Genomic DNA, 25,887 nt, shown 5'->3' on the forward strand with positions numbered 1-25,887 from the left:
TCTCCAGACTCGTTGGCGGTGAGGTGGTGTGACGAGTCATCAGATGAAGGGGTCGAAGTCGTCGGACAGCTTCGCCTCCGGCCGGGTCGCCATGACGGCGATCTCCTGGTTGGAGGGGTGCCGCGCGCAGACGAACCGGCAGTCCTCGCTCGGGTCGATGACGCCGGTGTCGGCCGCCGCCCACATCTCGGCGAAGGTCGAGGACTGGATGTCGCCGATCCGGCCCTTGGGGTTGCCCCGGTGGTACGGGCAGATGTAGACGCCGGTCGGGGTGACGGTGGTGCGCAACTCGGCGACGGCGCACCGGTGGTAGTCCTTCTCCTGGACGGTGTCCGACCTGTGGCGCACCGCCTGCCAGTTGGAGGAGTGCAGGATGTGGAAGTCGTCGTCCTCCAGGCCGCGCAGTTCCGCGATCTGGGCCTCGACGGCCGCGATGTCCTCGGGGCGCTGGTTGACCGTGTAGTGGTCCTCGTCGAGCATGGCCTTGACCTCGAAGTAGTCGCAGCCGATCTCCTTGGCGAGCACCCCGGCCCGGTACACCTCGGCGTAGTTGGAGTCGGTGACCCTGCCGTCCTCGTCGAAGCGCTGCATGAGCAGGAACGAGTAGCCGAGCCGGCCGGACTTCCGCTCGGCCAGCATCCGCATGTTCTCGATGACCTGGGGGAAGACGCTGCGCTTGCCCCGGCTGGGGCGGAACTTGGCGTAGGTGTCGGCGGTGCCGGCGTCGATCGAGACCCGCACCCAGGAGAGCATCTCGGCGAGCTGGGGGAGGTAGCGGTGGATCTGGGTGCCGTTGGTCACCAGGCCCAGCTTGATGCCCGCCTCGTGCAGGACCTCGATGATCCGGCCCGCCGAGCGGTGCATCAGCGGTTCGCCGCCGCCGATCAGGATCACGGCGAGGACCTTGGATTCCGCGAGTTCGTGGGCGAGGCGCAGGATGCGGTCCTGGCCGATCTGCCCGTGGTGGAGGACCTGGGTGGAGATGCACTCCGGGCAGGCCAGGTCGCACACGGTGGTCGGGTCGAGGTCGACGACGAGGGGAGAGGTGAGGCGTCTGCCCCGGGCGACGTCGAGGACGGCGGGATGGATCGAACGCTGGTAGAGCTTGCCGACGAGGTCGAGGTTGCGCTCGACGAACTGGGTGCCGACGGTGTCACCCAACTGAGTACGTGGCTCGTCCATGCGGAATTCCATCTCTGTTCGGAACCGGATGTGGGAGCGCTCCCATCCCAGGGCGGGCGCGGCCCATCGGGGACGGGAGCGCTGTGGTGGAGCAGGTCCGGGGCGGGTCAGTCCAGTCCGCCCCGGCGGATCACCTCGGCGTACCAGCGGGCGCTGCTCTTGGGCGTGCGCACGAGGGTGTCGTAGTCGACGCGGACGATGCCGAAGCGCTTGTCGTACCCGTAGGCCCACTCGAAGTTGTCGAGCAGGGACCACAGGTAGTAGCCGCGGACGTCCGCGCCGGCGTCGATCGCGTCGGCGACGGCGTGGAGGTGGCGGCGCAGGTAGTCGGTCCGCTCGGGGTCGTGGACGGTGCCGTCGGGGGCGACGGTGTCCTGGAACGCCGCGCCGTTCTCACTGACGATCAGGGGCAGGCCGAACTCGCGGTGCATGGAGAGCAGCGCCTCGGACAGCCCGGTGGGGTCGATCGGCCAGCCCATGGCGGTGAGGTCGTCGTTGGCGCGGTGGAAGGCGACGGAGTCGGCCCCCGGCCAGGGCGAGAAGGTGCTGGAGCCGTGCCCGTCCTCGCGCGGACGGTCCGCGGTGTCGGCCGGGGCGGCGGAGACGACGGTCGGGTTGTAGTAGTTCAGGCCGAGCAGGTCGATCGGGCGGGAGATCTCGACCAGGTCGCCGTCGTGGACCAGGGTGTCCCAGTCGACCAGGTGGGCGGTGTCCTTCAGGAGGTCCTCGTCGTACCGGCCCTTGAGCATCGGGCCGGTGAAGACCCGGTTGCCGACGGCGTCGATCCGGCGGGCGGCCTCCAGGTCCTCCGGGCCGTCACTGCGCGGGCGCACGACGTGGAGGTTGAGCGAGACGGACACCTTCGCGGAGGCGGGCAGTGCGGCGCGCAGGGCGCCGACGGCCAGGCCGTGGCCGAGGTTGAGGTGGTGGGCGGCCCGCAGCGCGTCGCCGGGGTCGGTGCGGCCGGGGGCGTGGACGCCGGAGCCGTAGCCGAGGAAGGCGCTGCACCAGGGCTCGTTGAGGGTGATCCAGGTGGACACCCGGTCGCCGAGGGCCTCGGCGGCGAGCGCCGCGTAGTCGGCGAAGCGGTACGCGGTCTCCCGGGCCGGCCAGCCGCCGCCCGCGGCGCGGGCGCCGACGGTCGGGGTCTCCAACTCCTGGGGCAGGTCCCAGTGGTAGAGGGTGGCGACCGGGGTGATGCCGTGGGCGAGGAGCTCGTCGGTCAGCGCCCGGTAGAAGTCCAGGCCGCGTTCGGAGGCCGGGCCGCGGCCGGTGGGCTGGATGCGGGGCCAGGCGAGGGAGAACCGGTAGGAGGTCAGGCCGAGGTCGGCCATCATCCGGACGTCCTCGCGGAACCGGCGGTAGTGGTCCACCGCGGTGTCGCCGGTGTCGCCGCCGTCGATCGTGCCGGGGGTGTGGCTGAAGGTGTCCCAGATGGACGGGGTGCGGCCGTCCTCCGCGACCGCGCCCTCGATCTGGTAGGCGGCGGTGGCCGTACCGAAGGCGAAGCCCGGAGGGAACGCGCGTCGGGCGGAACGGGTGTCCGGTGGGACCACGGTCATGACAGGGGTTCTCCAATGCGAGGTGGTGACGGGTCGGGTGCCGGCCAGGGGCGTGGTCCGAGAGGACACGCCCCGGCGGCCGGTCACCCCTTGAGGGCGCCCTGGGTGATGCCGCCGACGATCTGCCGGCCGAAGACGGTGAAGACCAGGAGCAGCGGCGCCGTGCCGACGAGCGCGCCGGCGGTGATGACGGACCAGTCGGTGGACCAGCCGGTGCCGAGCCCCGCCAGGGCGACCTGGACGGTGGGATTGGTGGCGCCGTTCATCGCGATGATGGGCCACAGGAAGTCGTTCCAGGACTGGACGAAGACGAGCATCCCCAGCACGGCCATCGCGGGCCGGGCGATCGGCAGGACGACGTGCCAGACGACGCGCAGCGAGTTCGCGCCGTCGACCCGGGCCGCCTCCAGCAGTTCGGTGGGCAGGGCCTGGGTGAGGAACTGGCGCATGAAGAAGACGCCGAAGGCGGTGACCAGCGAGGGCAGGATGAGCGCGCCGAGGTTGTTGCCGAGCCCCAGGTGCCGCATCAGGATGAACAGCGGCACGACGCTGACCTGGGCGGGCACGGCCATGGTGGCGACGACGAGGGCGAACAGCGCGCCCCGGCCGCGGAAGCGCAGCTTGGCGAACGCGAAGCCGGCCAGCACGGAGAAGGCCACCGTGCTGAGCGCGACGGTGCCGGCGACCAGGGTCGAGTTGAGCAGCGCGACGCCCATGCCGCGCGCCCCGGCGTTGTCCCACACGTAGCCGATGTTGTGGAACAGGTTCGAGCCGGGCACGAGCGGCGGGGGTGTGGAGACCACCCGGTGGCTGTCGGTCGACGCCGCCACGAGCGTCCAGTACAGCGGGAACAGCGAGGCGAGGGCGGCCAGGACCAGCGCCGCCAGGGCGAACGGCCCGGCCCGGTGCTGGTCGCCCGCGCCCGGGGAGCGCAGCCGCTTGCGGCGCCCGGTGCCGCGGCGCACGGCGGCGGTGTCCGTGGCCGGGTCCGCGGCGGGCCCGGTGGCGGGGATGGTGGTCATGGAGCGGTCCTTCCCGGTCACTTGGCGGCGCGCAGGCGGCGGGCGATCAGCGTGTTGGCCAGGCCGACCAGCACGAGCAGGACGAACATCAGCCAGGCGATGGCGGAGGCGCGTCCGAGCAGGCTGTAGTGGAAGCCCTGGTCGTACATGAGGATGCCGAGGGTCTCGTACTGGTGGTTGGTACCCCCCTGGTGACCGCTCTGACCGCCGAACAGGTAGGGCTCGCCGAAGAGTTGGGTCGATCCGATGAACGAGACGACGACCGTGAACAGGATCGTCGGGCGCAGCTCGGGGACCGTGACGTGGAGGAACTGCCGCCAGCGGTTGGCGCCGTCGATCGCGGCGGCCTCGTACAGCTCGCGGGGGACGGCCTGCATCGCGGCGAGGTAGATCAGCGCGTTGTAGCCGGTCCACCGCCAGATCACGATCACGGAGACGGCGATCTGGGAGCTCAGGTCGCCGGACTCCCAGCGGATCGGCCCGAGGTCCACCAGGCCGAGCACCCAGTTGGCCATGCCGCCCTCGGGGCTGAAGATCAGCGCGAAGACGAGCGTGGCGGCCGCCACCGAGGTCGCGTACGGCGCCAGCAGGGCCGTCCGGAAGAAACCACGGGCCGGGAGACGGTAGTTGAGCAGGTGGGCGAGGCCGAGCGCGATCACCAGCTGCGGGACGGTGGACAGCAGACCGAGGGTGATCGTGTTGCGCAGGGCGTGCCAGAACTGCTCGCTCACCGGCCCGAACAGCAGGTCGCTGTAGTTCTGGAAGCCGACCCAGTCGGTCTGGTCCACGTTGTAGAGGCTGACCTGGTGCAGCGACAGGTAGCCGGTGTAGACCAGCGGGAAGAGCCCGAAGACCGCGAACACCAGGAAGAAGGGCGCGACGAACAGGTAGGGGGAGCCCTTGTGGTCCCAGCGGTGCAGCCGGCCGCGCAGGCCCGTCGGCCTGGCTCGGCGCTGCGGCGGGCCCGAGGCGGGTGGGTCGGCCGTGTCTCTTCGGGGCGTACGGGTCGGGGTGGCCACAGGTTCCTCCGTGCCGGGTCGACGGCCGGCTGGGGCCGTCGGGTCGTTCTGGACAGTGTTCGGTCGGTCTCGGCTGTTCACGGGCCGTGGCCGTGCGGACCGCGTCGGGGGCGTGGCGCGGTCCGCACGGCCTGCCCGGCGGCTACTGGACGCTGCTCTTGAGCTGCTTGACGGTGGCGGCCCACGCCTCCTCGGGGCTCTGGTGGTTCTGCTCCATCAGCTGCACGCCGTTGCCGAAGGCCCCGTGGAAGTCACCGTGGTGCGGCCCCGTCTCGGCGGGCTGGATCGCCTTGGCGGCGGTGGAGAAGATCTGCCCGGTGGGAGAGTTCGGGCCGATGTAGGGGTTCTTGAAGTCCGTGACGCCCGGGAGCGTGTACGCCTTCTGGTTGGCGGGGATGTTCCCGACCTTCTGGAAGACCTTGGCCTGCTGCTCGGGCGCGGTGAGCCACACGGCGAGTTCCTGGGCCTGGGCCACGTGCTTGCCGGAGGCCGGCACCGTCAGGAACGAGCCGCCCCAGTTCCCGGCGGCGGGGGCCTGCGCGATGTTCCACTTCCCGGAGTTGCCCGCGCCGGAGTACTTCTCGATGTTGGCCTGCTGCCAGGACGGGCAGACGGTGGTGGCGAACGTGGAGTTGGAGAAGGCCGTCTGCCAGGTCGTGTCGAACTCCTTGAGCCCCTGGGTGATGTTGGCCGCAACCGCGTCGGAGGCCAGCTTCCAGCCGTTCTTCACCCCGGCGGAGCCCTCGTAGTCGGCCTTGCCGTTCTTGTAGTACTGCTCGGCGTTGGAGGAGACCGCGCCGTTGTACAGGCCCGTGGCGGTGTCCATGAAGAAGGTGCCCTTGGGCGCCTTGGCCTGGTACTGGCGGCCGACCTCGACGTACTTCGCCCAGTCGCCCGCCCACAGGGCGCTGACCGCGGCGGGGTCGGCGGGCAGGCCCGCCGCCTGGAAGAGGTCCTGGCGGTAGCAGATCGCCATCGGGCCGACGTCCGTGCCGAGGCCGACGGTCTTGCCCTGGGGGTTGGTCGCCTGCTTCCACTTCCACGGCAGGTAGGCGTCCTTGTCCACGCCCGGGGCGTGGGAGAGGTCGGTGAAGGCGGAGCTGAGCTGGTCGGAGGTGGCCAGCGCGATCCGGCTCACCTCGAGGGCCTGGATGTCGTCGAGTCCGCCGCCGGACAGCCTGGTCTGCAGTGCGGTCCAGTAATCACCCTCCACCGTGGTGGAGTTCTCCTTGATGGTGATGTTCGGGTGCGCCTTCATGTACTCGTCGAAGAGCCCGGCCTCCTTGTAACCGAAGGTGCCGAAGTCGCCCACGGTGAGCGTGATCTTCGCGTTCGGGTCGTCCGAGCCGGAGCTGCCGGAGGAGCATCCGGTGGCCAGGACCGCGGTGAGGGCGGCGGCCGACAGGAGTGCGGAGGCTCTGAGGGTACGGCTGCGCAGGTACATGAGGTTCTCCAGGACCAGTAGCGGGAGACGCGGGGGTGGGGCCGCGCTCGGGACACCGGGAGGGGCGCCGCGAGCGGTCGTGAGGGGTGCGGGGGCCGGGGTGCGGACTCGGTCCGGCCGCTCCGGGAGCGCGGGGCGAAGCATGGGAGCGCTCCCATACGGGAACCCTGCTCCCTCGGTGAAGGACTGTCAAGAGGTGTGGCACCAGGGGAATTCGGGCCGTCCGACCGGTTTCGGGCAGACCGGATCGCGGCCCGTGGCAGGGCCATGTCCAGGGGTGGTGTCAGTCGGCGGTTCCGGGCGACGGCGCGGACTCGCGGACGGTCAGGCGGGTGGGGAGGACGAGGGGGCTCGGGTCCTGGCCGTCGATGGCGGCCACGAGCATCCGGGCCATCTCCAGGCCCAGGGCGCGCACCGGCTGGTGCACGGTCGTCAGCGGCGGGTCGGCGTACAGGGCGCCGGCGAGGTCGTCGAACCCGACGACCGCGACGTCCTCGGGCACGCGCCGGCCGTGGCGGCGCAGGGCGCGCAGCGCGCCCAGCGCCATGCCGTCGTTGGCGGTGAACACCGCGTCGACGTCCGGACGGTCCGTCAGCAGCCGTTCCATCGCGGCTTCGCCGCTGTCCTGGGTGAAGTCGCCGGCCGCCACGCCGGCGGCGGACCGGCCGGCCAGGATCAGCGCTTCGTGGAAGCCCTGTTCGCGGGCGACGGAAGCCTCCAGGTCGGGCTGTCCGGCGATCATCGCGATGTTACGGCGGCCGCCGCGCACCAGGTGCTCGGTCGCCAGACGGGCTCCGCCCCGGTTGTCCGGGTCCACGTACCACCGGGGTGTGCTGCCCTCCAGCGGAAGGCCGCCGAAGACCACGGGCAGCTCCGTCTCCTCGGCCAGCCGGCCCAGGGGGTCGTCACCGCGCAGCGCCATCAGCATCACGCCGTCCGCCCGGTGGGAGCTCAGGATGCGCCGCAGGCGCTCCTTGCCCCGGGGCGTGTTGGCCAGCAGCAGGATCAGTTCCAGGTCCGTCCGGTCGAGGTAGGAGCTCACGCCCACCGTCACCTCGGCGAAGAACGGGTCGGCGAACAGGCCGGGTTCGTCGCTGGACACCGCCAGCACCACCGCACCCGCGCGCCGGGTCGCCAGCGCCCGCGCGGTCGGGTTCGGCACGTAGCCGAGCTCGCGGACCGCCCGTTCCACCGCCGCGCGCTTGGCCGCGCTCACGTGCGGCACGTTGTTGATCACCCTGGACGCCGCCGTGCGCGAGACGCCGGCCCGGGCGGCGACCTCGTCCAGCGTCGGCTGGCGTCGTGGAGACGTCTCCATCGCGATCGTCGTCCTCCTGTTGCCGATGGGTGTGGTCCGGGGCGTGGTTCAGGCGTGGTTCCGGCCGTGATTCCACGGGTGTCCCGTGGTGGGGTGATCAACCGTACTCGCCCCGCGCCCCGACTGGAAGCGCTTCCAGTTTCCGAACCGGCGCGGGCACCGGCCGAATTCCAGGATCAGAGACGGGATCAGGCACTTACGGCACGCGTCTTGACACCCGGTTCGTACTGCCCCAATCATCTGGGACCGGAAGCGCTTCCATCCTCCCTCCCACCCCCCACCCCGTGGAGGAACCATGAGCCGCTCGCTCCGTACGCGTTCCCTGCTCCTGGCCCCGGTGCTGAGCACCGCCCTTCTCACGCTCCACCCCGTCGCCGCCCACGCCGCCGACCCCACCGGCATGACCAGCGGCTTCTACGCCGACCCCGACTCCTCCGCGCAGCGGTGGGTCAACGCCAACCCCGGGGACGGCCGCGCCCCCGCCATCCGCTCGTCGATCGCCAACGTGCCGATGGCGCGCTGGTTCGGCAACTGGAGCGGCACCATCGGGACGGCGACCGGCGCCTACGTCGGCGCGGCCTCCGCCAACCACAAGCTGCCGATCCTGGTGGCGTACAACATCCCCAACCGCGACATCTGCGCCGGACAGTCCGGCGGCGGGGCGGGCAGCGCCGCCGACTACCGGAGCTGGATCGCCGCCTTCGCCGACGGCATCGGCAACCGGCCGGCGGTGGTGGTCCTCGAACCCGACTCGCTCGGCGACGAGAGCTGCATGAGCCAGGCCCAGATCGCCGAGCGCGACGGCCTGCTGAGCAACGCCATCGCGCAGTTCAACGCCAAGGCCCCCAACACCTGGGTCTACCTCGACGCCGGAAACCCCGCCTGGTTGAGCGCCGACACCATGGCCCGGCACCTGGCCGCGGCCGGGGTGAGCGGAGCCCGCGGGTTCTCGCTCAACGTGTCGAACTACCTCCCCACCGGGGACAACGTCTCCTACGGCAACGCCGTCAACGCGTCCCTGGCGTCCATGAAGGGCTTCACCAAGCCCTTCGTCGTCGACACCAGCCGCAACGGCAACGGCTCCAACGGCCAGTGGTGCAACCCGGCGGGCCGCAGGATCGGCTCGCCCTCGCAGATGGGCGGCGGCGCCGAGATGCTGCTGTGGCTCAAGGCGCCCGGCGAGTCCGACGGCAACTGCGGTGTCGGCAGCGGCTCGTCCGCCGGACAGTTCCTGCCCGAGGTCGCCTACAAGATGATCTACGGCTACTGACGCCGAGCGAGGCCGGGGCCGGCTCCCACGCGGGGTCGGCCTCGACCTCCCGCACACGCTGCCCCCCTTCGTACCGCCCCCTTCGTACCGCCCCCTTCGTGCTGCCCCGCCCCTCCCGACTCCCGATTCCCAACCAGAGGACACCTGGTGATACCCCGTATCCCACGCTCGCTGATCCCCGTCGGCATCGCCGCCCTGCTCGCCGGGCTCGCCGTCCCGGCCCAGGCCGAGGCCGCCGAGTCCACCGGCCACCGGCTGCCCGCCGGAACCCGCTTCTACGTCGAGCCGGACAGCGACGCCACCCAGCAGGTCCTCCGCGACCTGACGGACCACGACCCGGCGAGCGCCCTCGCCATGGCGAAACTGGCGACCTGGCCCCAGGCCCACTGGTTCTCCGAGGGCACCCCGGACCAGGTCGAGGAGCAGACGCGCACCCTGGTGCGCCGCGCGGCCCGCACCGGCACCGTCCCGGTCCTGGTCTCCTACAACATCCCGGGGCGGGACTGCTCCCAGTACTCCTCCGGAGGCGCGCAGTCCGACGCGGCCTACCAGGCATGGATCGCCGCGCTGGCCCGGGGCGTCGGCCGGTCGAAGGCCGTGATCATCCTCGAACCCGACGCCCTGGCCAACCTGCCCCGCGACTGCTCCCCGACCACCGACCCCACGGGCGCCCTCACGGCCGGACGCATCGCCGACCTCCGCTACGCGATCGACGCCCTGGAGAAGCAGCCGAACACCACCGTCTACCTGGACGCGGGCAACAGTCACTGGCAGAGCGTGGGCGCCATGACCCAGCGCCTGATCGACGCCGGGGCCGAGCGCACCCAGGGCTTCTCGCTGAACGTCTCCAACTTCTTCGCCACCGACCTGTCCGACCACTACGGCACGTGGGTGTCCAACTGCCTCTGGTACGCGACCAAGGGCCCCGAGTCCGCACGCGGTCACGCCGACCGGTGCGCCGGCCAGTACTACTCGCCCGCCGCCCCGAACGACGGCAAGCCGGGCAACTCCGTCGACGCGGACGACCCCGCCACCTGGCACTGGACCGACCAGTGGTTCCAGCAGACCGTCGGCACCCCGCCCGCGAACGAGCTCACCCACTTCGTCGTCGACACCAGCCGCAACGGGAAGGGCGCCTGGAAGCCACCGGCGGGCAAGTACACCGGCGACCCGCAGATCTGGTGCAACCCGCCCGGCCGCGGCATCGGCGACCGCCCCACGGCCGACACCGGCACCCCGCTCGTGGACGCCTACCTCTGGATCAAGACCGTCGGGCAGTCCGACGGCCAGTGCAACCGCAGCGTCCCCGGCGCGACGGCCGACCCGGAGTACGGCACCGTCGACCCGCCGGCCGGCACCTGGTGGCCCGAGCAGGCCCGCACCCTGGTGGGCAACGCCACCCCGGCGCTGACCTTCAACTGGCGCTGAGAGAGCGCCCACACCGCCCGAAGCACCGCCACGCCCCGAAGCACCGCCACGGCCCGACGCCTGGAAGCCACCGCGCTTCCAGGCGTCGGCCGTCGCCGGTCAGCGGGCCGCGTTCACCTGGGCACGGAGCCAGTTCCGGGCCTGCCCGGCCGATCGCAGGCGCACCAATCGGACCTGGGCGTACGCCGGTCGGCCCAGCAGTTCCGGGACGTCTCTCCGATGGCGACCGGGATCACGCCAGGCCGAACCGAGCAGTCCGTCCCGCCAGACGGCGCGCAGCGACTGGTGGCACTCCGGGAACACCTCGCCGTCGCCCAGCAGTTGGCGCACCGTCCTGCGCACCACCCGGGTGAACGACACACGACGCGGGAGATCCAGCCACACCAGCACGTCCGCCCGCGACCAGAGCACGTCGGCGACCTGCGGAAGGTAGCTCCCCGCCACCACCCAGCGCTCCTCGTCGGCCAGGCGGCGGACATCGGCCCGGAACTCCTCCGCCGGACGCCGGCTCCATCCGGGCCCCCAGAACAGCAGGTCGAGGTCGGCCGGCCGACCGCCGGTGCCTTCGGCCAACGCCCTTGCCAGCGTGGACTTTCCCGCCCCGGCGGCTCCCACGACCACCACGCGCCTCATCGTCATGAGGTCAACCTGCCAAGACGATCGGAGGCGGGCAAGCACGTTTCCCCACGTGCGTGCGGGCTCAGCCCCGGGGCCGGGTGACCGGGCGTACGTCGATGACGGGCATGCCCGCGGCGTGGGCCGCTTCGATCCCCTCGTCGCTGTCCTCGTACACCAGGCAGTCGGCCGGGGCCGTCCGCAGGGCTTCGGCGGCCCGGAGGAAGATGTCCGGGGCCGGTTTGCCGCGGTCGACCTCGTCGCGGGTGACCAGAGTGGTGAACAGCCGTTCCAGGGACAGGTGCCGGATGGTCGTCTCGATGATCAGGCGGGCGCCTCCCGAGGCTACCGCCAGGGGGAGCGTGCCGTGGCAGGCCAGCGCGACCTCGGCCACCGGTGCGTGCACCCGGATCCGGTCCGCGTTCACCAGGAAGTGCCGGTCGCGGGCCGCGACGAGATCGTCGACCGGGACGGTGAGCCGGGTTCCGGTCCCGGCCAGCAGCTCGTGGATCAGGTCGGCGGAGGAGAGACCGGTCCTGGCGTCGAACCAGTCCTGATCGAGTCTCATCCCCTGGGTGGCCAGGGCCGCTTCCATCGCCCGGTAGTTCGCCTCCTGGCTGTCGACCAGCGTGCCGTCCCAGTCGAAGAGCAGGGCCCGGGCACGGCCCGGGTGGAGTTCGGTGAGCATGGGGGAGGTCACCTTCCTGAGTGCCGTGGTGCGGACGGATCCGAGGCTGTCACGGGGGAACCCCCGGCCGCTGTGCGGCCGGGGGTCGGGGTTCGGGTTCAGGGTGGGTGGTTCTACTTGAGCGGCGTGCCGCCCGAGTTGCGGTAGGCGATGGTCTTGTTGATCAGGTTGCCGCCGTCGGTCTCGGGCGTGGTCTGTTCCGTCCAGCCGGCGCCGAACAGGATGCCGCCGACGTGTGCGTTCGCCACCTGGTCCAGGTGCGAGAAGAACCAGTCGACCTTGTCGTCCCTGTAGTGGTTGGGCGTGTTGTTCTGCGCCATGTTGCCCACGGGGACCTGCCACAGGACCACCGGCTTGCCCACGGCCTCGGTGAGCGTCTTGTAGAAGCCGAGCGCGGCGAAGCCCTTCTGGTCGTTCCAGTAGGTGTTACGGCTGCCGTGGGCGGGCAGCGCGTACCAGCCCGCGTCGCGGTCCGTCACGTCGCTGACGAGGAAGTCGGCGCTCGATGCTCCGAGGTCCGCGTAGTCCTTGGCGCACTGCGGGGTGTTCTGCTCCCAGTCGAAGCAGGACAGGTGCAGCCCCACGCCGGCGTTCGGCGCGTACTTGTGCCCCATCGTGATCAGGCAGTGGGCCAGGCCGGAGGCGCTGTTCTCCTGCGAGCCGCAGTCCGTCGGGTTCGCGGCCTTGACCTGCGCGGCGACCTGGTGCGGGTTGCCGAGCGAGCGGACGTAGCCCCAGAAGTCGGGCTCGAGGTCGATCATGTCGGGCGAAGTGCCGATCTTCTGGAGGAAGAAGCGGTAGTCGTTCAGGTAGCGGGTGAGCAGGTCGGCCCGGTTGATGGCCTGGACCTCGCCCGGACCGTCGCCCTGGCCCGCCGCGTCGCCGAGGTCGCGCAGCGAGTACCACGTCCAGAGCTGCTTCTGCGGGCGCGACTTGCCCTGGTAGGTCGCATGAGCCGCATTGGCGTCCTTGTAGGTCACGTACGTGCCGGGCGCCGTGGTGCTGCCGGTCCAGCAGCCCCACCAGCCCGACCACGTGTCCTGGCAGCGGGCCGCCGTGTAGTAGTCCGACGAGGGCGCGGGCTGGCTGTGCACGTAGGCGTACTGCACGTCGAACGGAGCGGCGCTCGCCGAGGCGTCGGACATCGAGCCGCCGATGAGGATGGTGCTGCTGCCCATGATGGTCTTCGCCGAGTTGTTGCCGCCGCCGCCCGCGGGGGCCGGAGCGGGCGCGGTCGGGTGGCCGCTCGGAGCCTGGCCCGTCGGAACGCTGCCGCCCGGCGGGGTGGGCGTGGCGGGCGTGGTGGGCGTGGTGGGCGCGGTGCTGCTGCCGGAGCTGCCCGCGTTCCCGCTGCCGCTGCCGCTGCCGCCGCCGCCGCTGTTGCCGACCGGGACGAGCTGCCACTGCTGCTGGGGGCCGTTCCAGTCGTGGTACTGGGCGATGTGGGCCCCGGTGGTCTTGGCGCCGCCCGGGATCTCGACGGCCTTGCCGCTGGTGCGGTTGATCAGACGGACATAGCCGTCCGACGAACTCTCCAGGTGGAACTGCTGGTTGGCGCCGTTCAGGTCCTGCCACTGCGCCAGCTCGGTGCCTTCGGTCTTCGACCAGTTGAGGTTGTCCAGCACCTTGCCGGAGAACCGGTTCTTCAGCCGGTAGTTCCCGTCACCCGAGTCGATGAACTGCCACTGCTGGTTCGTCTCGCCGGTGCGGTTCCACTGCACGACCGGGGCGCCGTCGTACCCGGCGTAGCCGAAGTCGTCCAGTACCTGGCCGGTGCTGCGGTTGACCAGCAGGTAGAAGGGATTGGTGTCCACGGACACGGTGTTCGCCGAGGCCGCGTTGACCACGGCCACGGAGCCGCCCACGACGGCGAGGGCGACGGCCGCCCAGAGGCTGCGGCGCTGGTACAGCCGACGGCGGCGGTGCCCCTTCCGCCCGCCCAGGTGGGCCGCGGGGAACGACGGGCGTCCGCGGCGGGCGCGCCGGCCGGTGGGGGACGGCTCCGGGGGCGTGGGTGAGTGCGGGGACATGTCGGTGCTCGCTTTCAGCAGCTGTCTCTGACCGGCCCGCCTGGCCGGTCAGCTCCTGGTTGCCGCCGGCTCCGGAAAGGTTGCCCCGGTTCGGGAAAACTTTTTTCTGCCTCAGGAGGAGCGGCGGATGGCCCGGGGCGAGGCGCCCAGCTCGCGGCGACAGGTCTTGTTGAAGGCGTGCAGGTCGGGGATGCCGACCGAGGCGGCGATCGCGGGGATGGAGAGCGTGGTGGCGCACAGGAAGTGGCGGGCGCGTTCCATCCGGCGGGCGCGGATGTAGCCGACGACGGTTTCGCCGGTGGCGGCGCGGAACAGCCGGGTGAGGTGGTTGTGCGAGACGCCGACGGCGCGGGCGATCTCGGGGACGGTCAGGGGTTCGGCGAGCCGGGCCTCGATCAGGGAGGTGGCGGCGGCGACGGCCGGGTGGACGGTCGGGGTGTCGGGCTCGGCGGGAGGGGTGAGTTCGGCGATCCGCCACAGCGCGGTCCAGATCTCGGCGGCGGCCCGGGCGGGGGTGCGCGGCCAGGCGGCCAGCGCCTGGCCGAACCGGCTCGTGAGCGGCTCGAGTTCCGTACCGGCGGGCTGGAGGACGGGGATGCGGTGCGGCGCGCCGGCGGTGCCGAGGCGCAGGTGGACGTACAGGTGCTCGGAGCGGCCCCGGTAGCGGTAGCGGACCTCGGAGCCGGGCGGCACCAGGCTGACCGTACCGGGCCGGATGTCGTGCGGGGTGCCGTCCACCGTCAGGTCGGCGTGGTAGCGGTAGAGGTGGAGCTGCCACAGGTCCGGCAGCGAGAACACGTCCACGTGGCCGGCCGGTCCGTGGACGGCGATGCCGACGTCGGCGAGGGTGGGCGGCTCGTCGAGACGGGCGAGGACTGTCCGCATGGGCACGAGTTGTACCACGTGCGGCGGAGGGTGAGAACGGACCACCACAGGGTGAGCCCGGCCCACGCGGCGGCGGGCCGGCCGGATCTAGCGTGGCGGCCATGGAGAAGACGGAAGTACTGCTCTCGTCGGTGGAGATGGCGCGCTTCGTGGCCCGGGGGTCGCTGCGGCTGGACGCCGTGGTCCCGGCGGAGATGAACGCCGAGGGCCTGGAGGTCCTGGCGGCGGGCGTGCCGGACGTGCCGTACGGGACGCCGGTGTCCGAGGCGTACGCGGACGGCTCGTTCGTCCGCCGCCTGCTGGAACTGCCGCAGGTGGCGGGGGCGTTGCGCAGCCTGGTCGGCCCGGAGCCGTGGGTGGACCACCATGCGGTGCACATCCGCGAGCCGCACGGCGGTTCGGCGCAGGCGCTGCACGGGGACGCGATCATCGACGTGCGGCCGGACGCGTTCGACGTGCAGTTGATGTACTACCCGCAGGACGTGACGCTGGAGATGGGCGGAACGCTCAGCGTGCCGGGCAGCCACCTGCGGCGGACCAACGAGTCCGACACCGGCCGCTACCAGAACCTGCGCGGCCAGGACCGCCTGGTCTGCCCCGCGGGCACGGTGGTGTTTCTGCACCACGGCCTCTGGCACGGCGGCCGGCGCAACGACAGCGACGCCGTCCGCTACATGTTCAAGATCCGCTTCAACCCGAGGGTCCGCCAGCGGCTGCTGTGGGACACCTCCGACCTCCACGACCCGCGGGTGAACACCGAACTGGACGCGGTCTTCCCCTGGTACGAGTGGGCGACCGGCCGACTGGAGCGCTACAACCGCGTCCTGCTGTGGCGGGAGCTGACCGGCGACGCGGGCTACGACCTCGACCACTGGGTGACCCGGGTCACCAACCGCCCGAAGGAGACGGTGGCATGACGACCGCGACGACCCCCACCGCAGAGAGCGGCCGGGCCGCCGTGCTGCGCCAGCAGGTCCTCGTGCTGTACCTGGCCGACTCCCGGCTGGACTCGCCCGTGGTCGGCTGGACGAGCTACGACGGCACCGGCCGCACCTCGCCGACCACCGGCGACGGCGACGAGCCGCCGTACGACAGCGGGGTGGAGGCGCTGCGGGACGGCTGGCGGCTGTTCCAGGCCGCGCAGCTGATCCCGCCGTACCCGGGCCACGAGTACGACGTGTCGTTCCTCAAGCACGAGTACTTCTTCGAGCGGATCGTCGAGGTCCGCGAGCCGCAGGCCGGGTAGTCGCAGACCCGGTAGTTGCAGACCCGGTGCCCGGGGCGCCGATCGGGGTCACCGGGGGGTGACTCCGATCGGCGCGGGACGGCGGGCCGCGCCGGTCAGGGGCCGATCGGCAGGACGATCGGCAGGACGGAGGTCGGCTCGGTGATCCGGAGGGGCTCGCCGGCGGGGGCCAGGCGCCCGGAGTCCGGGTCACGGTGGAAGGCCGTCAGGCTGTCGGAGCCCTGGTTGGCGCAGAACAGGTGCCGTTCGTCCCGGCTGAGGGCGATGTCGCGGGGCCAGGAGCCGCCGCAGGCGGTGATGTCGACCGGTTCGACGGCGGCCCCGTCGTCGTGGAGGGCGAAGACGGTGATCGTGTCGTCGCCGCGGTTGGTCGTGTAGAGGAAGCGGCCGTCCGAGGACACCCGCAGGGCGGCGGCGGAGTTGGCGTTCGGCGCCGCCGGGTTCCGGCGCGTGCCGAGTTCGGCGGTGGGTTCGAGGCGGCCGGTGAGCGCGTCCCAGGTGCAGACGGTGAGGGTGGAGGCGAGCTCGTTGAGGATGTGGACCCGCCTCGCGGAAGGGTGGAACACCAGGTGCCGGGGCCCTCGGCCGTCCGGCAGCCGGACGGTGTCGTGCGCGCCGAGCCGGCCGGTGGCCGGGTCGAAGGTGTAGACGTGCACCCGGTCGGTGCCGAGGTCGGTGCACAGGAGGAACCGTCCGTCCGGCGAGGGGGCGGCCATGTGGGCGCGCGGGGAGGTGTGCAGCTCGCCGGAGGCTTCCCGGCCGGGGTGGTGAACGGTCTGCGAGGGCTCGGCCGCGGCGAGCGCGTCCTCGGCGCCGACGGGGATCACCGCGAGCACGCCGTCGCCGTAGTGGGCGGCGAAGAGGTGCGACCCGCCGGGGTGGACCGCGAGGTGGCAGGGGCCGGAGCCGCCGCTCGGGGTGGTGGCGGGCACACCGAGGCTCCCCGTGCGGGGGTCGATCCGCACGGAGGCGATGTGCCCGGATTCCTGTTCCAGGACGGCGTGCAGAACCGCGCGGGCCGGGTCGAGGGCCGCGTAGGAGGGGCGGTCGACCGGCAGGGTGCCCAGGAGGCTCAGGGCGCCGGCGGCGTCGTGGCGGACGGTGGACAGGCCGGCTCCGGGGGTGTCGGCCGCGGCGGCACTGCCGATGACCAGCAGGCCGCCGGTGGTGGGGGTCGGGGGGTGGTTCAAGGATGTCTTCTCTCTCTCCGCCGTGCGGCGGACGGTCCGTCAGGCCGGCGGGTGCAGTTCGCCGCTGCGGGCCACCCGGGCGTACCAGCGGGCGCTGGCCTTGGGGGTGCGGGTCTGGGTGGGGAAGTCGACGTGCACCAGGCCGAAGCGCTTGTCGTAGCCGTACGCCCACTCGAAGTTGTCCATCAGCGACCAGGCGAAGTAGCCCCGCACGTCCGCCCCGTCGGCTGCCGCCCGGTGGACGGCCGCCAGGTGGGCGTGGAGGTAGGCGGTGCGTTCCGGGTCGTCGACCGTGCCGTCCTCGCCGCCCCGGTCGACGTAGGCCGCGCCGTTCTCGCTGACGATCAGCGGCAGGCCGGGGTAGCGGTCGGTCAGGTCGGTCAGCAGCTGGTGCAGGCCCGTGGCGTCGACGGCCCAGCCCATCGCGGTCCGCTCGCCCGGCGCCGCGTGGAAGCCGATCCGGTCCGCTCCCGGCCAGGGCGAGGCCGTGCCGCCGCCGTGGCCGTCCTCCCGGGCGGGGGCCGCGCCCTCGGCCGCCGTGGAGACGACGGTGGGCGTGTAGTAGTTGACGCCCAGCCAGTCCAGCGCCCGGTGGATCCGCGTCGCGTCGCCGGTGCGGACGAAGGACCAGTCGGTGAGGTGGGCGGTGTCCGCCAGCAGGTCCTCCGGGTAGGCGCCCTCCAGCAGGGGGCCGAGGAAGACCCGGTTGCCGACGGCGTCGATCCGGCGCACGGCGTCCCGGTCGGCGGCGGACGGGGTGAGCGGGCGCAGCGCGTGCAGGTTGAGCGAGACGGACACCTTCGCGGAGGCGGGCAGCACGCCGCGCAGGGCGTCGACGGCGAGGCCGTGGCCGAGGTTGAGGTGGTGGGCGGCCCGCAGGGCGGCCACCGGGTCGGTGCGGCCGGGGGCGTGGACGCCGGAGCCGTAGCCGAGGAAGGCGCTGCACCAGGGCTCGTTGAGGGTGGTCCAGTGGCCGACCCGGTCGCCGAGGGCCTCGCCCACCAGCGCGGCGTACTCGGCGAACCGCTCGGCGGTCGCGCGCTCGGGCCAGCCTCCGGCGCTCTCCAGTTCCTGCGGGAGGTCCCAGTGGTAGAGCGTGGCGACGGGGGTGATCCCGTGGGAGAGCAGTTCGTCGGCGAGGCGGCGGTAGAAGTCCAGGCCGGGCTTGGCGGCCGGGCCCCGGCCGGTGGGTTGGACGCGCGGCCAGGAGACGGAGAAGCGGTACGCGGTCAGTCCGAGCTCGGCCATCAGCCGGACGTCCTCGCGGAAGCGGTGGTAGTGGTCGACCGCGATCTCGCCGGTGTGGCCCTGGAAGACCTTGCCCGGGGTGCGGCAGAAGGTGTCCCAGATCGAGGGGGTGCGGCCGTCCTCGGCCACGGCGCCCTCCACCTGGTACGCGGAGGTGGCCGCGCCCCAGAGGAAGCCGGCCGGGAACCGGGGCGGTGTGGTGGCGGTGGGGAGCGGGCTGGTGGGGGGAACGGGCACGGGGTGCTCCAACGGTGAGGGGCGGCTCTCAGGGCGGGGGTCGGGGCGGGTTCCGGGGCGGTGGAGATCGCGCCGGTCCTGAGGGTGTTGCCGGAGTGCTCCTAGGGGTAGCGTGGGAGCGCTCCCACATCCTCTTCGGAAGGTTCCAGCCTCGGCTGATCCGGTGTCAAGAGAAGGAGCCGAACTGCCCGGCGCGGCCTGCCGGTCGGCCCGTCGGGGCCCTCGGGGCCGTCGCGGGCCCGGCGGTTCGTTGGCGGCGCCCCGCCCCGGTGACCTACGATCCCCTGCCAGGCGGGCGCGAGAGCGATGGTGGCGACGGAAGGCGCGTGGGTGGTGGGCGGACGACAGACCGGAAGGCCGACCCTGGAAGAGGTCGCGGCCCTGGCCGGGGTCGGGCGCGGCACGGTGTCCCGGGTGATCAACGGGTCGGCACGGGTGAGCGAACGGGCCAAGGAGGCGGTGGGCCGGGCCGTAGCGGAGCTGGGCTACGTGCCCGACCGGGCGGCCAGGGCACTGGCGGGCAGCCGGACGGACGCGGTCGCGCTGGTCGTGCCGGAGACCGAGGCCCGGCTGTTCGCGGAGCCGTACTTCCTGGACATCATCCGGGGCGCGAGTGCCGAACTCGGCGCTGCGGACAAGCAGTTGCTGCTCACGCTGATCCGCACCGAGCAGGAGCGGCAGCGCTTCGAGCAGTACCTCGCCGCGCAGCGGGTGGACGGCGTGCTGCTGGTCTCCGTCCACCGGGACGACCCGCTGCCGGACCAGATGCGCGCGCTGGGCCTGCCGACCGTGCTGAACGGGCGCCGTTCGCCGCAGGAGTCGGTGGCGTACGTCGACTCCGACAACGTGGGGGCCGGGCGTTCGGCGGTGGAGCACCTGGCCGGGCGCGGACGCCGTCGCATCGCCACCATCACCGGTCCGCCGGACATGGACGCCGCCGCCGGCCGCCTCGACGGCTACCGCCAGGGTCTGGCGGCGGCCGGTCTGCCGGCGGACGAGAGCCTCGTCGCCGCCGGGGACTTCACCGAGGACGGCGGCCGCAGGGCCATGCGCGAGCTGCTGGAACGCCGCCCGGAGCTGGACGCGGTGTTCGCGGCCTCCGACCTGATGGCGGTCGGCGCCCTGGCGGTCCTGCGGGCCAGGGGCCTGGACGTGCCCGGCGACGTCGCGCTGGTGGGCGTCGACGACTCGCCGGTGGCCCGCCACCTCGACCCGCCGCTGACCAGCGTCCGCCAGCCGATCGAGCAGATGGGCCGCACGATGGCCGCTCTCCTGCTGCGGCAGATCGCGGGGGAGGAGGCGGAGCCGTCCCGTCTGGTGCTGCCGACGGAACTGGTGGTGCGGCAGTCCTCCTGACCCGCCGTCCGGCCTCCCGGCCCGCGATCCGTGATCCCGACGTGCGATCCGTCCTCCCGACACGGCCGGCCGTCCGGAGCCCCCGAGGGGACTCCGGACGGCCGGCGCGCTCAACGCCGCGTCACAGCGCCGGGTAGGCGTTCTTCATCAGCTCCTGGAACTGGGAGGAGAACCACTCGCCGGACAGCGGCGCGTTCGGCAGCGCGCCGGACATGTGGTTGTTGTTCCTCGGGTTGCCGGTGTACGCCGGGTCGCACATCCCGTCGTAGCCCTTGCCGTCGGGGTTCGAGACCGGCTTGCTGGCCCCGTCCGACTCGCCCGGGGGCTTCATCCAGACGTACGCGTCGATCCCCGGAGCGGGGGCGGCCTGCGGCCGTTCGCCGAGGCCCGCGCCCGCCTGGTTGCACCAGTTCCCGGTGTTCAGCCGCCGGTCGTAGCGCCCGCCGTCGACGTAGGCGTCGACGCTCGTCTGCGGCCCGGGACCGGCCGGCCGGGCGGTACCGCCCCAGCCGTTGCGCGAGGTGTCGATCAGCATGCCGAGGTTGGAGTCGAAGCCCAGCGAGACCAGCTTGGCCCGCAGGCCCTGGGCGTAGGAGAGCTCGTCGACGTAGCGGTTCCAGTCCACCCACTTCGACTGGCGGACGGAGGTGCCGCCGACGGTGTCGTCGATGGTGAAGTTCTTCTCCTGGAGCGCGCTGTAGTTGGCGGTGTTGACGATGAAGCCGTGGACGTCGGAGAGGGAGCCGCCCTCGGAGGTCGCCGCCTGCTTGAACAGCTCGGCGGACGGGCCGAGGTTGTCGTCCCAGCCGAGCCAGCCGTGGTGGCCGGCGTCGGCGTAGTTGTACACGTTGGGGATGGCGCCGAGCTTCTTGAGCGCGTAGCCGATGCCCTTGATGTAGTTGCCGTTGGCCTTCATCACGTCGCAGGTGGGGGTGGCGGTGGCCCGCGGCGTGGTGTTGGTGACCAGGTTCGGCAGCGAGTCCAGCTCGACGGTGGTGACGATCCGCAGGGCGGCGTACTTGGGGTCGGCGAGGACGGCCGCGATCGGGTCGATGAACTCCGTCCGGTACCGGTCGATCTCGGTCGGGCCGAGTTCGCCGTTGGAGGAGAGGGCGGCGCAGTCCCGGCCGGGCAGGTCGTAGACCACCAGCTGGATGACGAGTTCGCCGCTGCCCTTCTGGCGCAGCGCCTCGTCGAGGTGGGCGCGCAGCCCCATCTTGCCGTTGGCGCCGGCGATCGCGGCGATGCGGTCGAGCCAGACGCCGGTGGGCTGGTTGGAGACCCTGGTGCCGCCGGGCTCGGCGGCGGCGTGCGCGGCCCACTCGGGGTTCACGTAGACCTTCGCACCGGCGTACGGGTTGTCGACGCGAGTGCCGGGCGGGGTGGTGGGCGGCGTCGTCGGCGGGGTCGTCGGAGGTGTGGTCGGCGGCGTGGTGGGCGGGGTCGTCGGCGGTGTCGTGGGCGGGGTGGTGGGCGGCGTGGTGGCGCCGTTGCAGGACACGCCGTTGAGCTTGAACGCGGTGGGGACGGGGTTGGTGCCGCTGTACGAGCCGTTGAAGCCGAAGGAGGTGGAACCGCCGGTCGCCAGGCTGCCGTTGTACGAGAGGCTCGCGGCCGTGACGGCGGTCCCGGACTGGGTGACGGTCGCGTTCCAGCCCTGGGTGACCTGCTGGCCGCCGGCGAAGGTCCACTCCACGGTCCAGGAGCTCACCGGGTCACCGAGGTTGGTGAGGACGACGTTGGCGCCGAAGCCGGTGTTCCACTGGTTGGACACCTGGTAGTCGACCCGGCAGCCGGCCGAGGCGGCTCCCGCGGAGCTGGACAGCACGGTGGCGGTGGCGCCGGAGGCGGCCAGCAGGCCGAGGGCGGCGAGGAGGGCGGTCCGGCTGCTGCGCAGCCGGTTGACGGTGGGGCGCGGTGCGTGGGTACCGCGGGTGGTGCGGCTCATGGTGGGGGTCCTTTTCAGTGCGCTCGAGGGCGCGCCGCTCCCGGCGCGCCGACTGATGGAACCGCTCCCACTGGTGGCCACCGACGGTAGCGCCAACTGCCGCCGAGGAGAAGGGGAGTTGACGGGATTTGTTGCGCGAGTTGCGGAACTCGTCGGCCCTCTTGACCGGTCGCGGGGCGATCCCGCACAGTGGGAGCGCTCCCACTGGTCAAGCACTCTGCTCAAGCACTGTCGTGGAACCACCGCGATCGCCCGCCACGCAGCCCCGGACGATCGCCACCCACCCCACCCCTTCATGACCCGGCTGTGCACAGGGCGCCCGCTCGATCGAGCGGGCGCCCCTGTCACGTGCGCGTTCCTTCACCGGTGCATACCTTCACCGGTGTGTACCTTTCACCGCCCCGGAGAGAACCCTCCCGAGACGGACGCGGAGCCGCCCGCGGACACCGCGTCGACGCGGTAGCCGTCGTTCGCGGCCGCCCGCACCCCGGTGGCGTGGTTGTACTGGGCGGCGAACTCGTGCTGCCCCGCCGGGACGGTGCGGCCCGGCTTGAGCACCCAGCGGTAGACCAGCGCGCCGCCGCTCTCCTGCACGGTGACGGTGAAGTCGTCCGTCGGCAGGGTCCGCCAGTTACCGGTGTCCCGTACGTCGCCGGTCTGGGCGACGCGCAGTTCGACGGTGAGCGAGGTGAGCGGCTGGCCCGTCCTGAGGGTGAGGTTGCTCTGGGCCCAGTACACGGTGCTGTGCGGATCGATCGAACCCTCCGACCACAGCGGCCCGTTCTGGGCCCGGCTGCTCGCCGACTGGGTCGGCCGGGGCACGGTCGGCGTGGCGGCGGGCGGCGCGACGGTCGCCGGTGCGGGAGGTGCGCTCGGGGGAGCGGAGCCGGTCGGCGTCGGCGTGAGCGTCGGCGAGGGGTCGGCCGGTGCCGTGGTGGCGGCCGGCGGCTGCGGGGTCCAGGGGGCGATGCCGGCCACGGCGAGTCCGCCGGTGGCCAGGGCGCCGACGGCGGCGATGCCCGCAAGCGCGATCTTGGGCCAGGATCGCAGGCCCGACCGGGCGCGGTGACGGACGGCGGGACCGGCCGCGCCGCGCTGCACGCGGGCCAGCATCCGTGCGCGGTCGGGCTGGTGGGCCTCGGCGGCCTCGCGCAGCTGCCGGGCGATGTGCTCGTTCAACGGTTCCTCCTTCCTGTCGTCAGTTCGCCGGCCGCTCGTGCGCCGAGTGCTCTCTCCAGCTCGGCCATCGCCTTCGAGGTCTGGCTCTTCACCGTACCGACCGATATGCCGAGCGCGGCGGCGGTGTCCTTCTCCGAGAGGTCGAAGGCGTGCCGCAGCACCACGCAGGCCCGCTTGCGGAACGGCAGCCGGGCGAGCGCCGCGCGGACGTCCAGCACGGCGGCGACGTCCGGTCCCTCGGTCTTCTCGGGGCTGCGGGTCCAGAACAGCAGGACCCGGCGCCGTTCGCGGACGGCGCTGCGGATGCGCTCCCGGGCCATGTTGGCGACCACCCCGCGGGCGTAGGCGAGCGGGTGGTCGGCCGCGCGGAGGCGGTCCCAGCGCTGCCACAGCGCGATCAAGGCGTCCGAGGCGAGGTCGTCAGCCGCGTCCGCCTCGCCGGTCAGGAGGTGCGCGAGGCGGGCGAGTTCGGCGTAGTGGCGTTCGAAGAACTGGTGGAATTCCGCGGACGTGTCATCGAGGAGCATTTCCCCCGGTCGCCCTCTCCCTGCAATGTGAGCGTTAACAACCGGCATGAGCCTAGCATCGCCCCTGTTCGGGGCGGTGTCCGCCCCCGAAGGTCGCGGCCGGCGGGCGGCGGGCGGGCGGCGGTTGGTGAGCGGGCGGCGCGGTCAATGCCGGGCGAACTGGACGCGGGTCGGCTGGATGACGTCCGGCTTCACCGCGATCCCGTCGACGGTCAGCTGTTCCCCGTAGACGTCGGTGACCCTGATCGATCCGCCGCACCCGCTGCCGTCCGGGGAGAGGAAGTAGTTGTAGTCGGTGCGGGACAGGCGCCGCCATCCGCCGCCGCTCCGGACCTCCAGCGCGGCCACCGGGTTCCGGTGGCCGATCACCTGGATCCCGCACCACCACTGGCTGGACCCGGTCTTGTACCGGATCGACACGGTGTCCGGCGCCGTGCCGGGGCTCAGCACCGTCCAGGTGATCGGGAGCCGGCCCACCGAGAGCTCGGCGAGCTTGGCGAACGCCTCGTGGCTCAGGTCGAGCTGCCCGGGCGCGCAGGGCAGCGGGCACTCGTTGACGATCCGCACCGTGATGCTCGCCCCACCGGCGGCGCGGACGAGCACGTACGCCCCGCAGGCGCTGGACGACTCGTAGTCGGTGTGGTTCATCGCCGCGACCATGAGGTCGCCGGAGGGCCCGAACGAGCAGGCGCCGTTGCCGTCGGCCGCGTCGTAGGAGGTGGCGACTCCCGGGTAGCTCGTCCCCGGCTTGATCCGCCCGGCCAGGGAGGCGGTGGACGTCACGGCACGGGCGCTGCCGGTGGCGGCCGCGGGGGACGGGGCGGCGGTGGAGGCGGAGGGCTTGGCCGTGGGGGTGGCGGTCGGGGCGGGGCTGGCCGTCACGGAGGCGGCGGCCGACGACGGCGACTCCGACGGCGCCGCATCGACCGGGGCCCCGGAACCGGGCGGAGCGCTCGGTTCGGTGGCCGCCGCGGAGACGGCGGCGGTGGCGGCGGCCGGCTGCGGGGTACCGGCTCCGCCCCCGTTCCCCGTGAGGAGCGCCAGGCCCAGGCACACCAGCACCGCGACGGCCGCCACCGCCAACGGAACGCCCCTGACCGGCCATCGTCCGCGCCGCGCCCGGGTGACGGCGTGTTTCGTTGCCTTCATGCCCATCCATTCCAGGTAGATCGATTCGACGTTGCATGACCCGGTTGCCGCCGTCGCCGCAAAGGTTGCCGCCCGCACGGAAAGAATTTCCGGCAGCCGCGGACGGCCTCCCGGGCCGCCCGAGCGGGCACTACGCCAGTAGTGGCACTACGGAAGTAGTGCCACTACTGGCGTAGTGCCAGGGCCTGTCGTCGAACTCCCGTCGACTGCCCGCGTGCGGCGCCGGTGCGGCGGTCGCGCACAATGGGCGGTCGTGGAGGAGAAGGAGTCGGTCATGGCCATCGAGAACCGCCCGGTGACCCTGCGGGCGATCGCCGATCAGCTGGGACTGGACGTCTCCACCGTCTCCAGGGTCCTGAACGGGGCCGACGCGGACGGACGGCGGGCCGCCTCCGGAGCGACGGCCCGCCGCGTCCGGGAACTCGCCCAGGAGCTGGGGTACCGCCGCAACCCCGCCGCCGTGAGCCTGCGGACCCGGCGCAGCAACCTGATCGGGGTGGTGTTCGCGCGGCTGTCCGAGGTCGTCGTCGCGACCATCTACGAGGGCATCGAGGAGGAGGCGGCCCGGCACGGGCTCGCCGCCTTCGTCACCAACACCCAGGACGATCCGGTCCGCCAGCGCGAGCGGATCGCGATGGTCCTCGGCCGGAGGGTCGACGGCCTCATCATCGGCGACGCGCACCTGGACGGCGCCGCCCTGGCGGACCCGGCGCTCGGGCGAACGCCCCACGTCCTCGTCAACCGCCGTACGGAGGGCGACCTTCCCGCCGTCACCTGCGACGACTACCGGGGCGGGCGCCTGGTGGCCGAGCACTTCCTGCGGCTGGGGCACACCAGGGTCGGCTGCGTCGCGGGCGAGCCCTTCGCCAGCACCGGCACCGACCGCACGGCCGGCTTCGTCGACCGGTACGCCGAGGCCGGTCTCCCGGTGCCGGCCGACCTGGTGCGGCACTGCGCCTTCGACACCACGGGCGGTCGCGGGGCGTCGACCGCGCTGCTGACCGCCGACCGGCGCCCCACCGCTCTGTTCGCGGTCAACGACCTGGCCGCCATAGGGGTTCTGGGCGCCGCCCGTGACCTGGGCCTGCGCCCGGGGGAGGACCTCGCCCTGGCGGGCTTCAACGACACCCCGGTCGCCGCGGAACTGCCGGTCGCGCTCACCACCGTCCGCTCGCCCATGGCCGAACAGGGCCGGATCGCGGTGCGGGAGCTGCTGCGCCGGATCGACGGGGAGCCGGCCCGGTCGCGGCGGCTCGCGCCCGAGCTGGTCGAGCGGGCCACCAGCGGCCGACCCGTCGGCCCGTCACTTCTCTGACCCGACCCGCTTCCGGCACTGACCCGGTG

General features: G+C 72.6%; 22 protein-coding genes. 6 read left to right on the top strand and 16 right to left on the bottom strand.

Translation table 11 applies throughout. The features are described 5' to 3' along the window. Nucleotides 1-39: 39 nt before the first annotated feature. The 6 genes from IH61_RS0114930 to IH61_RS0114955 form a co-directional block, all read right to left on the bottom strand. A complete protein-coding gene (locus IH61_RS0114930) occupies nt 40-1,182 on the bottom strand; it encodes a radical SAM protein (RefSeq protein ID WP_051837078.1) in 1,143 nt (380 codons plus the stop codon). A gap of 107 nt (nt 1,183-1,289) precedes the next feature. Further along, a complete protein-coding gene (locus IH61_RS0114935) occupies nt 1,290-2,744 on the bottom strand; it encodes a GH1 family beta-glucosidase (RefSeq protein WP_031069735.1) in 1,455 nt (484 codons plus the stop codon). Between the two features lie 83 nt (nt 2,745-2,827). Then, entirely contained in the window at nt 2,828-3,766 is a 939-nt protein-coding gene (locus IH61_RS0114940) for a carbohydrate ABC transporter permease (protein ID WP_031069737.1), read from the bottom strand. Nucleotides 3,767-3,783: 17 nt separating this feature from the next. Continuing rightward, a complete protein-coding gene (locus IH61_RS0114945) occupies nt 3,784-4,785 on the bottom strand; it encodes a carbohydrate ABC transporter permease (protein ID WP_051837080.1) in 1,002 nt (333 codons plus the stop codon). 142 nt (nt 4,786-4,927) lie between these two features. Continuing rightward, complete coding sequence (locus IH61_RS0114950) at nt 4,928-6,229, bottom strand: extracellular solute-binding protein (protein WP_051837082.1); 1,302 nt, start codon at nt 6,227-6,229, stop codon at nt 4,928-4,930. A 283-nt stretch (nt 6,230-6,512) separates the two neighbouring features. After that, a complete protein-coding gene (locus IH61_RS0114955) occupies nt 6,513-7,547 on the bottom strand; it encodes a LacI family DNA-binding transcriptional regulator (protein WP_031069746.1) in 1,035 nt (344 codons plus the stop codon). Between the two features lie 295 nt (nt 7,548-7,842). Here IH61_RS0114955 and IH61_RS0114960 point away from each other — a divergent pair, with 295 nt between their 5' ends. After that, a complete protein-coding gene (locus tag IH61_RS0114960) occupies nt 7,843-8,817 on the top strand; it encodes a glycoside hydrolase family 6 protein (protein ID WP_031069748.1) in 975 nt (324 codons plus the stop codon). 147 nt (nt 8,818-8,964) lie between these two features. Next, a complete protein-coding gene (locus IH61_RS0114965) occupies nt 8,965-10,245 on the top strand; it encodes a glycoside hydrolase family 6 protein (protein WP_037972731.1) in 1,281 nt (426 codons plus the stop codon). 99 nt (nt 10,246-10,344) lie between these two features. Here the strand turns inward: IH61_RS0114965 and IH61_RS42885 are convergent, their stop codons facing one another. From IH61_RS42885 to IH61_RS0114985, 4 genes are all read right to left on the bottom strand, one after another. Further along, the gene (locus IH61_RS42885; RefSeq protein WP_158844979.1) at nt 10,345-10,884 is read right to left on the bottom strand and encodes an adenylate kinase; all 540 of its coding nucleotides are present in this window, start codon (nt 10,882-10,884) and stop codon (nt 10,345-10,347) included. Nucleotides 10,885-10,945: 61 nt separating this feature from the next. Continuing rightward, a complete protein-coding gene (locus IH61_RS0114975) occupies nt 10,946-11,548 on the bottom strand; it encodes an HAD family hydrolase (protein ID WP_031069753.1) in 603 nt (200 codons plus the stop codon). A 113-nt stretch (nt 11,549-11,661) separates the two neighbouring features. Next, nucleotides 11,662-13,578, bottom strand: coding sequence for an RICIN domain-containing protein (locus IH61_RS42890; RefSeq protein ID WP_078911108.1), 1,917 nt, complete (start codon nt 13,576-13,578; stop codon nt 11,662-11,664). 111 nt (nt 13,579-13,689) lie between these two features. Beyond that, on the bottom strand, nt 13,690-14,463 hold the full coding sequence (locus IH61_RS0114985; protein WP_031069757.1) for a helix-turn-helix domain-containing protein: 774 nt from the start codon (nt 14,461-14,463) through the stop codon (nt 13,690-13,692). Nucleotides 14,464-14,564: 101 nt separating this feature from the next. Between IH61_RS0114985 and IH61_RS0114990 the strand changes: the two genes are divergently transcribed. Together IH61_RS0114990 and IH61_RS0114995 are read left to right on the top strand one after the other, a co-directional pair. Next, the gene (locus tag IH61_RS0114990; RefSeq protein ID WP_031069759.1) at nt 14,565-15,380 is read left to right on the top strand and encodes a phytanoyl-CoA dioxygenase family protein; all 816 of its coding nucleotides are present in this window, start codon (nt 14,565-14,567) and stop codon (nt 15,378-15,380) included. Nucleotides 15,381-15,424: 44 nt separating this feature from the next. After that, on the top strand, nt 15,425-15,709 hold the full coding sequence (locus IH61_RS0114995; protein WP_031069760.1) for a hypothetical protein: 285 nt from the start codon (nt 15,425-15,427) through the stop codon (nt 15,707-15,709). Nucleotides 15,710-15,804: 95 nt separating this feature from the next. Here IH61_RS0114995 and IH61_RS0115000 read toward each other — a convergent pair whose 3' ends face one another. Both IH61_RS0115000 and IH61_RS0115005 read right to left on the bottom strand, forming a co-directional pair. Continuing rightward, nucleotides 15,805-16,899, bottom strand: coding sequence for a lactonase family protein (locus IH61_RS0115000; RefSeq protein ID WP_051837086.1), 1,095 nt, complete (start codon nt 16,897-16,899; stop codon nt 15,805-15,807). A gap of 39 nt (nt 16,900-16,938) precedes the next feature. Further along, the gene (locus tag IH61_RS0115005) at nt 16,939-18,384 is read right to left on the bottom strand and encodes a GH1 family beta-glucosidase (protein ID WP_031069764.1); all 1,446 of its coding nucleotides are present in this window, start codon (nt 18,382-18,384) and stop codon (nt 16,939-16,941) included. A gap of 306 nt (nt 18,385-18,690) precedes the next feature. On the opposite strand from IH61_RS0115005, the gene IH61_RS0115010 reads away from it, so the two are divergent. Next, nucleotides 18,691-19,740: a LacI family DNA-binding transcriptional regulator gene (locus tag IH61_RS0115010; RefSeq protein ID WP_037972733.1), complete on the top strand. Its 1,050-nt coding sequence runs from the start codon at nt 18,691-18,693 to the stop codon at nt 19,738-19,740. A 121-nt stretch (nt 19,741-19,861) separates the two neighbouring features. Here IH61_RS0115010 and IH61_RS0115015 read toward each other — a convergent pair whose 3' ends face one another. The 4 genes from IH61_RS0115015 to IH61_RS0115030 form a co-directional block, all read right to left on the bottom strand. Then, nucleotides 19,862-21,688: a glycoside hydrolase family 6 protein gene (locus tag IH61_RS0115015; RefSeq protein WP_031069768.1), complete on the bottom strand. Its 1,827-nt coding sequence runs from the start codon at nt 21,686-21,688 to the stop codon at nt 19,862-19,864. Between the two features lie 393 nt (nt 21,689-22,081). After that, entirely contained in the window at nt 22,082-22,867 is a 786-nt protein-coding gene (locus tag IH61_RS0115020; protein WP_031069769.1) for a hypothetical protein, read from the bottom strand. Beyond that, nucleotides 22,864-23,394: a SigE family RNA polymerase sigma factor gene (locus IH61_RS0115025; RefSeq protein WP_031069772.1), complete on the bottom strand. Its 531-nt coding sequence runs from the start codon at nt 23,392-23,394 to the stop codon at nt 22,864-22,866. The genes IH61_RS0115020 and IH61_RS0115025 overlap by 4 nt, the downstream gene beginning before the upstream one ends. Nucleotides 23,395-23,538: 144 nt before the next feature. After that, nucleotides 23,539-24,543 carry an expansin EXLX1 family cellulose-binding protein gene (locus IH61_RS0115030; protein WP_031069773.1) on the bottom strand — a complete coding sequence of 335 codons (1,005 nt, stop codon included), beginning with the start codon at nt 24,541-24,543 and terminating at the stop codon, nt 23,539-23,541. A gap of 274 nt (nt 24,544-24,817) precedes the next feature. Here IH61_RS0115030 and IH61_RS0115035 point away from each other — a divergent pair, with 274 nt between their 5' ends. Beyond that, the gene (locus IH61_RS0115035) at nt 24,818-25,858 is read left to right on the top strand and encodes a LacI family DNA-binding transcriptional regulator (RefSeq protein WP_031069774.1); all 1,041 of its coding nucleotides are present in this window, start codon (nt 24,818-24,820) and stop codon (nt 25,856-25,858) included. The last annotated feature ends 29 nt before the right edge of the window (nt 25,859-25,887 follow it).

The organism is Streptomyces sp. NRRL WC-3742, assembly GCF_000720635.1.
Taxonomy (GTDB): Bacteria; Actinomycetota; Actinomycetes; order Streptomycetales; family Streptomycetaceae; genus Kitasatospora.

Bases quoted from the DNA above. Each gene is read 5' to 3' on its own strand.
- IH61_RS0115025 (WP_031069772.1), bottom strand. From the start codon at position 23,394: ATGCTCCTCGATGACACGTCCGCGGAATTCCACCAGTTCTTCGAACGC.
- IH61_RS0115015 (WP_031069768.1), bottom strand. From the start codon at position 21,688: ATGAGCCGCACCACCCGCGGTACCCACGCACCGCGCCCCACCGTCAAC.
- IH61_RS42885 (WP_158844979.1), bottom strand. From the start codon at position 10,884: ATGACGATGAGGCGCGTGGTGGTCGTGGGAGCCGCCGGGGCGGGAAAG.
- IH61_RS0114950 (WP_051837082.1), bottom strand. From the start codon at position 6,229: ATGTACCTGCGCAGCCGTACCCTCAGAGCCTCCGCACTCCTGTCGGCC.
- IH61_RS0114985 (WP_031069757.1), bottom strand. From the start codon at position 14,463: ATGCGGACAGTCCTCGCCCGTCTCGACGAGCCGCCCACCCTCGCCGAC.
- IH61_RS0115030 (WP_031069773.1), bottom strand. From the start codon at position 24,543: ATGAAGGCAACGAAACACGCCGTCACCCGGGCGCGGCGCGGACGATGG.
- IH61_RS0114955 (WP_031069746.1), bottom strand. From the start codon at position 7,547: ATGGAGACGTCTCCACGACGCCAGCCGACGCTGGACGAGGTCGCCGCC.
- IH61_RS0114930 (WP_051837078.1), bottom strand. From the start codon at position 1,182: ATGGACGAGCCACGTACTCAGTTGGGTGACACCGTCGGCACCCAGTTC.
- IH61_RS0114975 (WP_031069753.1), bottom strand. From the start codon at position 11,548: ATGCTCACCGAACTCCACCCGGGCCGTGCCCGGGCCCTGCTCTTCGAC.
- IH61_RS0114935 (WP_031069735.1), bottom strand. From the start codon at position 2,744: ATGACCGTGGTCCCACCGGACACCCGTTCCGCCCGACGCGCGTTCCCT.
- IH61_RS0115010 (WP_037972733.1), top strand. From the start codon at position 18,691: ATGGTGGCGACGGAAGGCGCGTGGGTGGTGGGCGGACGACAGACCGGA.
- IH61_RS0115035 (WP_031069774.1), top strand. From the start codon at position 24,818: ATGGCCATCGAGAACCGCCCGGTGACCCTGCGGGCGATCGCCGATCAG.
- IH61_RS0114940 (WP_031069737.1), bottom strand. From the start codon at position 3,766: ATGACCACCATCCCCGCCACCGGGCCCGCCGCGGACCCGGCCACGGAC.
- IH61_RS0114990 (WP_031069759.1), top strand. From the start codon at position 14,565: ATGGAGAAGACGGAAGTACTGCTCTCGTCGGTGGAGATGGCGCGCTTC.
- IH61_RS42890 (WP_078911108.1), bottom strand. From the start codon at position 13,578: ATGTCCCCGCACTCACCCACGCCCCCGGAGCCGTCCCCCACCGGCCGG.
- IH61_RS0114960 (WP_031069748.1), top strand. From the start codon at position 7,843: ATGAGCCGCTCGCTCCGTACGCGTTCCCTGCTCCTGGCCCCGGTGCTG.